Source organism: Paractinoplanes deccanensis, from assembly GCF_016862115.1.
Lineage (GTDB): Bacteria > Actinomycetota > Actinomycetes > Mycobacteriales > Micromonosporaceae > Actinoplanes > Actinoplanes deccanensis.
The window spans coordinates 1-12,807 of record NZ_BOMI01000110.1; the positions used below are offsets into that span (position 1 = coordinate 1).

General features: G+C 74.3%; 11 protein-coding genes. 6 read left to right on the plus strand and 5 right to left on the minus strand.

The window, feature by feature from the left end:
* The 5 genes from Ade02nite_RS27765 to Ade02nite_RS27785 form a co-directional block, all read right to left on the minus strand.
* On the minus strand, nucleotides 1-2,032 hold a 2,032-nt coding region (locus Ade02nite_RS27765), incomplete at its 3' end, for a hypothetical protein (RefSeq protein ID WP_203770190.1).
* A gap of 155 nt (nucleotides 2,033-2,187) precedes the next feature.
* Complete coding sequence (locus tag Ade02nite_RS27770; RefSeq protein WP_239169101.1) at nucleotides 2,188-2,634, minus strand: hypothetical protein; 447 nt, start codon at nucleotides 2,632-2,634, stop codon at nucleotides 2,188-2,190.
* 157 nt (nucleotides 2,635-2,791) lie between these two features.
* Nucleotides 2,792-3,355, minus strand: a complete 564-nt coding sequence (locus tag Ade02nite_RS27775) for an RNA polymerase sigma factor (RefSeq protein ID WP_203770192.1) — start codon at nucleotides 3,353-3,355, stop codon at nucleotides 2,792-2,794.
* Entirely contained in the window at nucleotides 3,348-4,373 is a 1,026-nt protein-coding gene (locus Ade02nite_RS27780) for a S8 family serine peptidase (RefSeq protein WP_203770195.1), read from the minus strand. Before Ade02nite_RS27780 ends, Ade02nite_RS27775 begins: the two co-directional genes overlap by 8 nt.
* A gap of 109 nt (nucleotides 4,374-4,482) precedes the next feature.
* Complete coding sequence (locus Ade02nite_RS27785; protein WP_203770197.1) at nucleotides 4,483-5,082, minus strand: TetR/AcrR family transcriptional regulator; 600 nt, start codon at nucleotides 5,080-5,082, stop codon at nucleotides 4,483-4,485.
* A gap of 61 nt (nucleotides 5,083-5,143) precedes the next feature.
* Here Ade02nite_RS27785 and Ade02nite_RS27790 point away from each other — a divergent pair, with 61 nt between their 5' ends.
* The 6 genes from Ade02nite_RS27790 to Ade02nite_RS27815 all read left to right on the plus strand — a co-directional run.
* Entirely contained in the window at nucleotides 5,144-6,307 is a 1,164-nt protein-coding gene (locus tag Ade02nite_RS27790; RefSeq protein ID WP_203770199.1) for an acyl-CoA dehydrogenase family protein, read from the plus strand.
* Nucleotides 6,297-7,511, plus strand: coding sequence for an acetyl-CoA C-acetyltransferase (locus tag Ade02nite_RS27795; RefSeq protein ID WP_203770201.1), 1,215 nt, complete (start codon nucleotides 6,297-6,299; stop codon nucleotides 7,509-7,511). The genes Ade02nite_RS27790 and Ade02nite_RS27795 overlap by 11 nt, the downstream gene beginning before the upstream one ends.
* Nucleotides 7,511-9,544: a 3-hydroxyacyl-CoA dehydrogenase NAD-binding domain-containing protein gene (locus Ade02nite_RS27800; protein ID WP_203770203.1), complete on the plus strand. Its 2,034-nt coding sequence runs from the start codon at nucleotides 7,511-7,513 to the stop codon at nucleotides 9,542-9,544. The genes Ade02nite_RS27795 and Ade02nite_RS27800 overlap by 1 nt, the downstream gene beginning before the upstream one ends.
* Nucleotides 9,541-10,620, plus strand: a complete 1,080-nt coding sequence (locus Ade02nite_RS27805; RefSeq protein ID WP_203770205.1) for a CaiB/BaiF CoA transferase family protein — start codon at nucleotides 9,541-9,543, stop codon at nucleotides 10,618-10,620. Before Ade02nite_RS27800 ends, Ade02nite_RS27805 begins: the two co-directional genes overlap by 4 nt.
* Nucleotides 10,621-10,670: 50 nt before the next feature.
* Entirely contained in the window at nucleotides 10,671-11,711 is a 1,041-nt protein-coding gene (locus Ade02nite_RS27810; protein ID WP_203770207.1) for a GGDEF domain-containing protein, read from the plus strand.
* Between the two features lie 60 nt (nucleotides 11,712-11,771).
* The coding region (locus Ade02nite_RS27815) for a HAMP domain-containing protein (RefSeq protein WP_203770209.1) at nucleotides 11,772-12,807 on the plus strand (1,036 nt) is incomplete at its 3' end.

Sequence of the window (12,807 nt, forward strand, 5' to 3'; positions counted from 1 at the left end):
CCGGCCCGGTCGAACGCGCGGGCCGCGTCCGGCCGGCCAGCCACGTCGTGGCCGACGGGGTGACGGTGACCGGGCGGCCGCGGCAGGCGGGGAGCAGGGACCACGGGGCCGTGGTCAGCAGGCCGGTGGGCACCAGGATCAGGTCGCGGTCGCCGAGGCGCGGGGTGAGTGGGTCGAGGACGGCGGCCTGGAGGGCCTGCGCGTCGCGGGTGGTGGCGGCTTCGAGGGCCTTTGCCAGCCGTGCCGGGAGGGCCCGGCCGGCGGCGGTGTCCAGGTCGGCTCGAAGGCGGAGGACGGCCTCCTCGGCGAGGGACCAGTCGCCCAGCGGGACGATCGACGTCTGGGAGCTGGTGACGACCAGGGCCCGCAGAGTGTCGCGGCAGCGCACGTAGGCGATCAGCACGGCATCGCCCAGGGCGGCGCGGACGGCGGTGAGCGACGCCGTGGGCGGGACGCCGGTTGTGGTGCCGGGGCGGGTGGACCACGTGTGCTCGCGGAGGCTTCGTTGCAGGGTCTCCACGCGGCCGCGCAGGGCGGTGGTGGGCGTGCCGGCCAGCTCGGCGGTGCGGAGGGTGTGCCGGGTCTGCCGGAGCTCCTCCAGGACCGACGCCTCGCGCGGGTCGCCGGGCGGGTGCACCGGCGGGAGGAGCAGGGCCTGCGCGCGGGCGCGTTCCGACCAGCGGTGCAGGGCCGCGGCGGAACCCGAGGCCAGGGCTGCGGCGACGCCGGTGGCCGCCAGGTCACGGCCGTGGACGGAGGCGCCGGTCTGCAGATCGAGGCAGCCGAAGCGGGCGCGGTGGCGATGCAGCGCGCCCATCCCGGCGGTGAGGTGGCGGCCGGCGGCAGCGGGGCGGCCGGTGGCCAGGGCGAGCTCGGCGTTGACGAGGCGCCACAGCAGGCGGGTGTCGAGGCGGTCCAGGCGGCCGGGTGGGCCGTGGTCCTCGATCAGGCGGGCGGCCGCGCGGGGAGACCGGGGCAGCAAGGCACGGGCGGTGACAAGGGCGGCCACGCGAGCGTCCTCGGGCAGTCCGAGGCTGGTCAGCTCCCGCGCGAGCCGCCGGCCCCGGGAGACGACGCCGCGTGCGGTGCGGGACGGGCCGGCGGGCGTCAAGGGCAGGGCGGACGCGGCGCCGCGCAGGGCGAGAAGGGCGGCCAAGGCCGCGGTACGGCGGTTGCCGCGGCGCAGGAAGAGGGTGCGGGCCTCGGTGGCCCAGGTGACGGCGGCGATGGGGCGGGCGGCCAACAGGGCGGCCTCGGCTCGCACCTGGAGGGCGTCGGCGAGGGTGTGGTCCTGCGACTGGGCACGGGCCTGGGCGATGGCGGCGGCGAGTTCGCGGTCGGCTTCGCGGAAGAGGCCGGCGGCTACCAAGGCGCGGGAACGTTCGACCGCCAGGTGGGACAGGCGGCCGGGGGCCACGCGTTCGTACTCGGGGCGGGCCGCGCCGAAGGCGCCCAGGGCGGCGGGGAGGTCGCCGGCCAGGACGTCGAGGCAGCCGAGATTGACCCGGATCAGGGCAGCGAGCAGGGCGAAGTCGTGGCGGTGCGCGATGCGCAGGGCGCGGGTCAGGTCGTCGCGGCAGGCGCCGACGCGGCCGGCGTCGCGGTGCAGCAGGGCGCGGTTGTTGAGGACCTTGACCAGGTCGAGGGGGGCCTCGTGCTCGGGCAGGCCGGCGATGGCGCTGTCGAACTCGGGCAGCGCCCGCTCGTTGTGGCCGTTGCGGCGCAGCAGGACGGCGCGCTGGGCGTGCAGCACGGCGCGGGTGGGCGGGGGCAGCAGCGGCTCGGCCTCGTCGAGCAGGTGGAAGCCCTGGTCGACGTGGCCGCGTTCGGCCTCCGCCCAGGCCAGGGTCACCAGGATGCGGCCGCGGACCGCCGGGTCGGCCTCGCCGGCGGCCCGGAGCGCCGCGCGCAACCGGCGGGCCGCCAGCGCGGGCCGGCCGTCCTCGGTCGCCGCCTTGCCCTCGGCGAAGAGCCGCGCCGCGCGAGCCGGCTCACCCTCAGAGGGCGGCCCCGCGGCGCCGGCCGGGGACACTCCGGCCGACGCACGCGCCGCGCGAGCCGGCCCACCCCCGGAGAGCGGCCCCGCAGCGCCGGCCGGGGACACTCCGGCCGACGGACGCGCCGGGCGAGCCGGCCCACCCTCGGAGGGCGGCCCCGCGGCGCGACCGGGCCGGTCCTCGGAATCGGTCACAGGACCAGGGACGGGGTCACCACCCGGGCTGTGCCGGTGGTGGGGTGGACGAGGAGCTGGGCCAGGCCGTGCGGCACCTCGTCGAAGACGAAGCGGCCGGTCTGGTCGGCGGTCACGCGGCGGGCGGGTGCGGGTTCGGGGAAGCGGAGCTCGACCGGGAGGGCGGCGCCGGGTGCCAGCCAGCCGTCGATGCGGACCAGGTTGTCGGGGCGCTCGATCACGGTGATCATGACGGTGCGGCTGTCGGCCTCGAAGGTGATGGTGCGGGTTCGTTCGCTGGCGCGAGCTCCCGCGCCGGTCAGCTCGGCCAGGCGCGCCACCTCGATGTCGATCGCGTCGAGGGCCAGGGCGAAGAGCACCCGGTCGTCCAGGTCGGACGGCGGCGGGTCGAAGCGGGCGATGCGGGCGAGGATCTCGCGGTCCAGGTCGTCGAAGTCCGTCACGGCAGCCTCCCCCAGCAGGGCACAAGCCGGAAAAGTCGGAAATGTCCGAGAGGAGGAGGGGTCGGAGGGGTAGAAGGCGTCGCAAGGAACCGCAACCGCGCGGCGAGTTCAGAGACGCCAAGGGGCACCGCAGGGGACGCGGGGACGGGTGGCGGGCTCATGACGCGGCCCAGGCGGGATCGGCCAGGAGCATCGCGCGCAGCTTGGCCAGGCAGCGGCTGCGGGTGGGGCCGATGCTGCCGTGCGGCATGCCGAAGGTTTCCGAGATCACGTCGTAGTCGGGCCGGGGCACCTGGGCCACGATGCCCAGCAGGTCGCGGCACCGCTGGGAGAGGCGGGCGAAGTGTGACCACAGGATCCTGTCGCGCTCGTCCGTCAGGACCCGGTGGTCCGGTGGCGGGCCCGGGTCGGCCACGTCGCGCAGGGCCGACTCGCCGTCGGGGAGGTGGCGGCGGGCCCGTTCGCGGCGGTGCCAGGCCTCGCGGCGGGTGGCGGTGATCAGCCAGGCCGTCACCGCCCGGGGGGTGCGGATGTCGTGCAGGCGGCGCAGCAGTTCGAGCCAGGTGGTCTGCACGACGTCGGCCGCGTCCTCGGCGGTGAGGCCCTGGCCCCGGGCGACCCGCCACAGCACCGGGTTGAGCTCGTGCACCAGTTCGCGCAGCGAGGCGTCGTCGCCGGAGCGGGCCTGCTCGAGCAGGGCGCCGAGGTGGACGTCAGACATGGCCGTGGTCGAGCTGGGGGCGGGCCAGGTCGGCGGCGAACGTGACCGCCGCGAACGACGTGCCGGTCCAGCGCACCCAACGGTCCGGCGGCAGCACGCCGAGCAGGTCGACGCCGTCGCGGTAGCGGTCGACCCAGTCGCCGTGGTTGCTGAACGTGGCGTGGTACTGGCCGAAGCCGGCGCCGACCGCGGTCACGATGTCGAACGCCGCCGGGAAGATCTCGGTGTCGCTGTGGTCGTTGCCGGCCGAGGCCACCAGCGCGACGCCGGCCCGCGCGAGCGGTTCCAGGGCGCCGCGCATCTCCTCCGACGGGCTGATGGTGAACGGGGCCCGGCCGAACGGCATGCAGACCACGTCGAGCGGGTTGTCCTGCGCGTACTTGCGCAGCCACTCGAGCGCGATGATCAGGTTGCTCTCCTTGACCCGGCCCTCGTCGTTCATGACCCGGACGGAGAGCACGCGCGCCGACGGGGCGCCCAGGCGCAGCAGTCCCGCGTTGAAGGTGCCGTGCCCGGCGAGCAGGTCGTCGCCCTCGTCGAGCGGGCTGCTCGGCTCGACCGTCACCGGGCACGGGTCGGGCAGCGCCGCCGCGTCGATCAGGAACGGGTCCTCGGGCGTGCCCACCCGCAGCCACGGGTGGTCCTCGACGCCGGTGTCGAGCAGCGCGACGACCGGCCGGCGCAGGCCCGGCGGCGGCGGGGTCCACGGCGGGACCGGGGGCACGTCCCCGGCGGCGAGGCTCACCTCGGCCCAGGCGAAGCCGTGGCCGACGTCGCGCCCGATGCGGGCCGTGCCGATGAACAGCACCGGGTCGGGCCGTACGTCGCCCGCGCCCGCCTGCTCGAGGACCTGCTGGGCGGCGAGGGCCTGCGGGGCGGAGAGCACGAACCGGTCGCCCATGCGGCCGGTGGGGGTCAGCGGGCGGCCGTGGCCGGCGCCCTCGAGGATGTCGTTGAGCTTGTCGGGGTCGCTGAGCGACGTCAGGGTGTCCGCGCTGTACCGGTGGGGCTGTTCCATGGCCGACTCCGTTGGGAACGATGGGGTAGCACCGGGAAGGGTTCGGTGTGGAGCGCGCAGATACCCATCGTCGGCCGCCAAGCGGGCCCGCACAGCCCGCCGAACGGCCCTAAGCGTCCCCGAAGACCTGGGTCACCATGGTCAGCAGCGTGGCGGTGAGCAGCCGGTGCACCTGGGCGCGGGTGAGCACGCCCCGTTGCAGCCATTCCCGGGCGGTCGAGGTGGCCAGCCCGACGTAGGAGCGGGCCATCGCGTGCATGGCGGGCGTGGACGTGGTGATCCCGACGGCGGTGAGGACCGCGTCCGCCGCCGCGTCGACGGCGGAGTCGATGGCCCGGTCGACCTCGGCGTCGCCGGCCATGCCGCCCGCGGTGATCGCCGCGAGCCAGGAGCGGCTGTGCCGGGACACCACGTCGAGGAACCAGCCGACGATCGCGTCGGCGCGGGTGGGCAGGTCGCCGGGCGGCAGCGAGGCGAGGGCGACCGGTGGCACGGTGAGCATGACCCGGATGACCTCCAGGTACAGCTCCTTCTTCGTCCCGAAATAGTGGTTGATCAGGCCGCGGGCGACGCCGGCCTCGCGGGCCACGTCGGTGGTCGAGACCTCGGCGTAGCCACGCTCGCCGAACAGCCGCACGGCGACCGCCAGGATCTGCTCGCGGCGCGCGTCCGGCGAGAACCTGCGGCGCTGGCCCACCTCGATGCTCATCTCGTCGACCTTAGGGCACCCGCTTGTTGACACGCCGCCAATAGGCCGGAAGAGTTGACACATGCCGACCCCAGGACTGGACGGATACACCCCGGCGTGGCTCGAGCCGGAGCACGAGGACCTCGCCGAGCTGGCCCGCGTGTTCTTCACCAAACAGGTCGTGCCGCACGCGGCGCGGCTCGAGGCGCAGGGCCACCCCGACCGCGAGCACTACCGCCAGGCCGGCGAGCTGGGCCTGCTCGGGCTCTCCGTGCCGGAGGAGTTCGGCGGCGGGGGCGGCGACTTCACCCACGAGGCCGTGATGCTCACCGAGCAGACGCTGAGCGGCGAGGGCAGCCTCGGCCTGGCCGTGCACAGCGGCATCGTCACCGGCTACATCGCCACCTACGGCACCGAGGAGCAGAAGCGGCGCTGGCTGCCCGGCCTGTGCGACGGCACGCTGGTCGGCGCCATCGCCATGACCGAGCCCGGCGGCGGCTCGGACCTCCAGGCGATCCGGACACGAGCGATCAAGGACGGTGCCGAGTACGCCGTCACGGGCTCGAAGACGTTCATCACCAACGGTGGCCTCGCCGACCTGGTGATCCTCGCCGCCAAGACCGACCCGGCACAGGGCGCGAGCGGCATCAGCCTGATCGTCTGCGAGCTCGCGGACGACGCGCCCGGCTTCCGCCGCGGCCGGCTGCTCGACAAGATCGGCCTGCACGCGAACGACACCGCCGAGCTGTTCTTCGACGACTTCCGCGTCCCGGCCGCCAACCTGCTCGGCGCGGAGGGCGGTGGCTTCTTCCAGATGATGCAGCAGCTCCCGCAGGAGCGCCTGGTCATCGGGGTGGGCGCGGTCGCGGTCATGCAGCGCGCCGTCGAGCTCGCCACCGCGTACGCCAAGGAGCGCACCGCGTTCGGCAAGCCGCTGCTGGGCCACCAGAACACGCGGATGGTGCTGGCCGAGTGCGCCACCCGTACGAGAGTGTCGAGGATCTTCCTGGACGACTGCATCGAGCGCCACCGGCGCGGTGAGCTCGACGTGGCGACCGCGGCGATGGCGAAGTACTGGCTCACCGACGGCCAGTGCGAGGTCGTCGACCGCTGCCTGCAGGTCTTCGGCGGCTACGGCTACACGACCGAATACCCGATCGCCCGCATGTACGCCGACGCGCGGGTGCAGAAGATCTACGGTGGCACCAACGAAATCATGAAGGAGCTGATCGCCCGTGTCCTCTGAGGCGTACGTCTACGACGCGGTCAGAACCCCCCGCGGACGGGGCAAGGCCAACGGCGCGCTGCACGGGGTGAAGCCGATCTCGCTGGTCACCGGCCTGATCGACGCCCTGCGCGAGCGCAATCCCGGCCTCGACCCGGCCCGCATCGACGACATCGTGATGGGCATCGTCACGCCGATCGGCGAGCAGGGCGGCGACCTGCCCCGCGCCGCCGCGCTGCTGGCCGGGCTGCCGGACACCGCGGCCGGCGTCCAGCTGAACCGCTTCTGCGCCTCGGGCCTGGAGGCGGTCAACCAGGCCGCGGCCCGCGTGCGCAGCGGCTGGGACCAGCTGATCCTGGCCGGCGGCGTCGAGTCGATGTCGCGCAACCCGATGGGCTCGGACGGCGGCGCGTGGTTCCTCGACCCGGAGACCGCGCTCGCCACCGACTTCGTGCCCCAGGGGGTCAGCGCCGACCTGATCGCCACGATCGAGGGCTTCTCCCGCGACGACGTCGACGGCTACGCGTTGCGCTCGCAGGACCGGGCCGCCAAGGCGATGGCGGGCGGCCACTTCGCCCGCTCGATCGTGCCGGTGCGCGACGAGAACGGCCTCGACATTCTCACCGCCGACGAGCATCCGCGCCCGGAGACGACCCGCGAGGCGCTGGCCCGGCTCAAGCCGTCGTTCGCCGCGATCGGCGCGGCCGCCGGCTTCGACTCCGTGGCCCTGCGCAAATACCACTGGGTGCAGAGCATCAACCACGTCCACCACGCGGGCAACTCGTCCGGCATCGTCGACGGCGCCGCCCTGGTCCTGATCGGCTCGGAGCAGGTGGGGCGCGAGCTCGGCCTCACCCCGCGGGCCCGGATCAGCGCCGGCGCGGTGACCGGCTCCGACCCGACCATCATGCTGACCGGGCCGATTCCCGCCACGCACAAGGTGCTCAGGACGGCCAACCTGGCACCGAAAGACGTGGACCTGTACGAGATCAACGAGGCGTTCGCGTCGGTGGTGCTCAAGTACCAGCGCGACCTGGACCTCGACCCCGACACCGTGAACGTCAACGGCGGGGCGATCGCGCTCGGCCACCCCCTCGGCGCCACCGGCGCGATGCTGCTCGGCACCGCGCTCGACGAGCTGGAGAGGCGCGACCAGCGCCGCGCCGTGGTCACGCTCTGCATCGGCGGCGGCATGGGCGTCGCGACCGTCATCGAGAGGCTGTGATGATCGAATATCAGCGGGACGACTCCGGCGTGGTCACCCTGACCCTCAACGACCCGGACCAGTCCGCGAACACCATGAACCAGCGGTACGTCGACGCGATGGGCGCCGCGCTGGACCGCCTGGAGGCCGAGCGCGACCAGGTCACCGGCGTCATCGTCACCAGCGCGAAGAGCACGTTCTTCGCCGGCGGCGACCTGCCCTCGATGATCCGGGCACGCAAGGAGGACGCCCCGGCGCTCTTCGCGCTGCTCGGGACCATCAAACGCGACCTGCGCCGGCTGGAGACGTACGGCAGGCCGGTCGTCGCCGCGATCAACGGTGCCGCGCTCGGCGGCGGCCTGGAGATCGCGCTGGCCTGCCACCACCGGGTCGCGCTGGACGCCAAGGGCACCCGGCTCGGCTTCCCCGAGGTCACGCTCGGCCTGCTGCCCGGCGCCGGCGGCGTCACCCGCACGGTCCGCATGCTCGGCCTCGCCCCGGCGCTGACCACGTGGCTGCTCACCGGCCGCCGCTACAAGCCCGCCGACGCCCGCGACAACGGCCTGGTCGACGACCTCGCCGCCACCCCGGAGGAGATGATCGACAAGGCGCGCGCGTGGATCGCCGCCCACCCGGACGCGCGGCAGCCGTGGGACCGCGAGGGCTACCGCATGCCCGGCGGCACCCCGGCCACCCCGAAGCTCGCCGCCCAGCTCCCCGCCTTCTCGGCGACCCTGCGCAAGCAGCTCAAGGGCGCGTCGCTGCCCGCGCCCGAGAAGATCTTGGAGACCGCCGTCGAGGGCGCCCAGGTCGACTTCGAGACCGCCCAGGTCATCGAGACGCGGCACCTCATCACGCTGCTCACCGGCCAGGTCGCCAAGAACATGATCGGTGCGCTCTTCTTCGACATGCGCGCGGTCAACGGGGGCCTCGCCCGGCCGCGGGCCGAGGTGCCGCCGGCCACGAAGGTCGCGGTGCTGGGCGCGGGCATGATGGGCGCCGGCATCGCGTACGCCTGCGCCCGGGCCGGCCTCGAGGTGGTAGTCAAGGACGTCAGCGAGGAGGCGGCCGCCCGGGCCAGGCAGCAGGGCGACCCCGAGGTGCTGGCGCGGATCACCACCACGGCCGACGCCGCCCTGCTGGCGGGCTGCGACGTGGTGATCGAGGCGGTCTTCGAGGACCCGAAGCTCAAGCACGCGGTCTTCGCCGAGGTGGAGCCGCTGCTCGCGCCCGGCGCGCTGCTCGCCTCGAACACGTCGACGCTGCCGATCACCGGGCTGGCCGCGGGCGTGACCCGGCCCGCCGACTTCCTCGGCATGCACTTCTTCTCCCCCGTCGGCAAGATGCCGCTGCTCGAGATCGTGGTCGGCGAGAAGACCGGCGACGAGGCCGTGGCCCGCGCCTTCGACCTGGGCCGGCGCATCGGCAAGACGCCGATCGTGGTCAACGACGGGCGCGGCTTCTTCACCAGCCGGGTGATCGGCAAGTTCATCGACGAGGCGATCGGGATGCTCGCCGAGGGCGTGCCGGCCGCGTCGATCGAGCACGCGGCGCTGCAGGCCGGCTACCCGACCGGGCCGCTCGCGCTCGCCGACGAGGTCAGCCTCTCGCTCGTGCAGCGCATCCGGCGCCAGTTCGAGGCCGCCGCGGGGGACGCCTTCGAGCGCCTGCCGTCGCACGAGCTGGTCGATCGCATGGTCGACGAGCACGGTCGTGCCGGGCGGGCGGCCGGGCAGGGCTTCTACGCGTACGAGAACGGCAGGCGCGCCGGGCTCTGGACCGGGCTGGCCGGCCTCGCCACCGCCGAGGGGCGGGCGGTGCCCCTGGCGGACCTGCAGGACCGGTTCCTGTTCGCCGAGACGCTGGACGCCCAGCGGTGCCTGGCCGAGGGCGTGCTGCGCACCGAGGAGGACGGCAACGTCGGCTCGATCCTCGGCATCGGCTATCCGGCCTGGACCGGCGGCGTGCTGCGCTTCGCGCACCAGCACGAGGACTTCCGCGGCCGGGCCACCGCGCTCGCGAAGCTCTACGGCGACCGGTTCCTGCCCGCATGAGCGCCCTGCACGGTGTCCGGGTCGTCGAGCTGGCGGGGCTCGCACCCGGCCCGTTCGGCTGCATGATGCTCGCCGACCTCGGCGCCGACGTGGTCCGCGTCGACCGTCCCGGCGGCCAGTTCCCGCCGCCGGGGCCGCTGGGCCGCGGCCGCCGCACGATCGAGCTCGACCTCAAGACCGAGGCCGGCGTCGCCGATCTGCTGCGCCTCACCGAGCGCGCCGACGTGCTGGTGGAGGGCTTCCGCCCCGGCGTCGCGGAGCGGCTCGGCTTCGGCCCGGAGACGGTCGAGAGGATCAACCCCCGGCTCGTGTACGCCCGCATGACGGGCTGGGGGCAGGACGGCCCGCTGGCCGCGCGGGCCGGCCACGACATCGACTACATCGCGATCGCCGGGGCGCTCGAGCCGCTCGGCCGGGCCGGGCAGCGCCCGCACGCGCCGATCAACCTGCTCGGCGATTTCGCGGGCGGCGGGATGCTGCTGGCCGTGGGGGTGCTCGCCGCCCTGCTCGAACGGGAGCGCTCCGGCCGCGGCCAGGTCGTCGACGCGGCGATGGTGGACGGCGCCGCGCTGCTGATGACCTTCGTGCACGGCATGGCCGCGATCGGCCAGTGGAGCGGGGCGCGCGGGGAGAACCTGCTCGACGGAGGCGCGCCCTTCTACGACACGTACGCAACGGCCGACGGCGGGTTCATGGCCGTCGGCGCGCTCGAGCCGGCCTTCTACCGGGCGCTGCTCGACGGGCTGGGGCTGGCGCAAGCCGATCTGCCGGAGCAGTACGACCGCTCCGGCTGGCCGGTGCTGCGGGCGCGGTTCGCCGAGGTGTTCGCGTCGAGGAGCCGCGACGCGTGGACGACGGTCTTCGCCGGGTCGGACGCGTGCGTCGCGCCCGTGCTCTCTCCCGCCGAGGCGCCGGGTCATCCGCACCACGTCGCGCGCGGCTCGTTCGCCGAGATCGACGGGGTGACGCAGCCCGCACCCGCGCCGCGCTTGTCCCGTACGCCCGCGAAGGAACCGGGACCCGAGACGGCCGTGACCGTGCCGGAGGTGATCGCCGGCTGGGCGGAGAAGCTGTGAGGATTCTTTGAAGCCTCAGCAGCGCGCGGCGGCGGCCGATTCGAGGGCGGATGAACGCGACCACGGACCACTCCGCCCGGCAGCGACGGCGCACCGTCGAGGCCTGTGCCTTCCTGACCCGCGTGGCCGGCGTGATCGCGACCCTGATGTTCCTGGGCGGCCTGTCCGGCCTGCCGCCGGAGGCGCACGTGCACCCGGCGATGCGGCTGGCCTGCGTCACCGGCATCGCGCTGATGGTGCTCGCCAACGTCCTCGCCGCGGTCAGCTACCACCGGCCGGGCGACCGGTGGTACCCGTTGCTCGGCACCGTCCAGACGGTCTGCGACGTGATCGCGATCGGCGGCATCGTCGTCGGCGTGCAGGCGTACAGCATGCAGACCACGTGGCCGCTGCTGGCGCTGCCGGTGCTGGTCGCGGCGCTGCGCCGGCGGCTGCCGGGCGCGCTGGCCGCCTGGCTCGCCACCAGCTCGATCCTGCTCTTCGCCGCCGAGCGCTACGGGGAACGGTCGTTCCACGACGGCGACGTGACGATGGGAATCCTGGTCAACCTGTCGATCGCCGTGCTCGGCGGGACGCTCGCCACCGCGTACGGCCGTCAGGTGAAGGAGTTGCAGGCGATCCGCGGGCAGCTCGACCACCAGGCCACCCACGACGTGCTGACCGGGCTGCCCAACCGGCAGCGCCTGACCACCTACGCCGCGGAGCTGGACGGGCGCGCGATGGGCGTGCTGCTGCTGGACCTCAACGGCTTCAAGGCGGTCAACGACACGCTCGGGCACGCGGCCGGCGACGAGCTGCTCTGCGTGGCCGGCGCCCGGCTGACCTCGCACCTGCGCTCGGGTGACCTGGCCGGCCGGCTCGGCGGCGACGAGTTCGTGGTGCTGATGGCCGACGCCTCGCCCGAGGCGGCCGAGGGCCTGGCCGACCGGCTGCGCGACGCGATCCGCGAGCCGATCACCGTGCACGGCCGGACGGTGACCGTGGGCGTGAGCATCGGCGTGGCCTGCCGCCCCGCCGGAGATCTGTCCGACTTTTCGCAATTGTCCGCGACTGCGGACGCTGCGATGTATCGGGAGAAAGCCGCCCGGTAGTTCTCATGGGCGTTTCGCGCTCGCCGATCTGCTCGGCAACATCGCGAGCTCGGAGGGCACATGCGGAAACTTCAGGACGTGGGCGTCGCCAAGAGGCTGGGCCTGATGGTCGGCACGGGAGCGGTGCTGATGAGCGCCCTCGCCGGCCTCACCCTGGTGAGCCAGGACCGCCTGGCCGACCAGAGCGACACGATCACCGGCCTGGAGGCCGGGCTCGCGGCCCTGAACCACCTCGACACCCGGCAGAGCGAGCTCAAGGCGGACGCCTACCGCGCCGCGCTCGGCATCGACACCAGCTCCGACACCGCGGACGACGTGCAGTCGTCGGAGGAGGCCCAGGCCGCGGTGCTCGCCTCCGGCCTGCCGGCGAACCTGCTGGCGTCGTTCCGCGCGGCGCAGTCCGACTTCACCGCGTTCAACGACTACATCGAGTCGTTCGTCGAGAGCGCCGCGGCGAGCCCCGCCTCGGTCGCCTCGCGCACCGGCGAGATCGCCGAGCGGAACGCCACCACCGACGACCAGCTCGGCGCCCTGGTCGACCAGGCCACCGCGGCGGCCGAGCAGGAGCGCGCCGACATGACCGCCACCAAGGACTCGGTGCGGCTGCTCGCCATCGTGGTCGCCGCCGCCGGCCTGGCCCTGATGATCGGCCTCGCCGTCCCGCTGGTCCGCTCGATCCTCAAGCCCGTGCGCCGGCTCGGCGAGGTCGCCGACGCCCTCGCCCACGGCGACCTGACCCAGCGCAGCGGCATCACCAGCCGCGACGAGCTCGGCGTGATGGCCGCCAACCTGGACAGCGCCCTCGAGCAGTTCCGCTCCTCGCTGGCGACCGTCGCGCAGGACGCCGACAAGCTGGCCGGCGCCTCGGCCGAGCTCTCCACGATCTCCGGAAGCATCGCGAGCGCGGCCGGCGACACCAGCGCCCAGTCGGCCTCCGCGGCCGCCGAGGCCGAGGAGATCTCCCGCAACGTGCAGACCGTCTCGGCCGGCTCCGACGAGATGGGCCTCGCGATCCGCGAGATCTCCCGCAACACCAGCGAGTCGGCCCAGATCGCCGCCGTCGCCGTGGCCGAGGCCGCCCGCGCCACCGAGACCG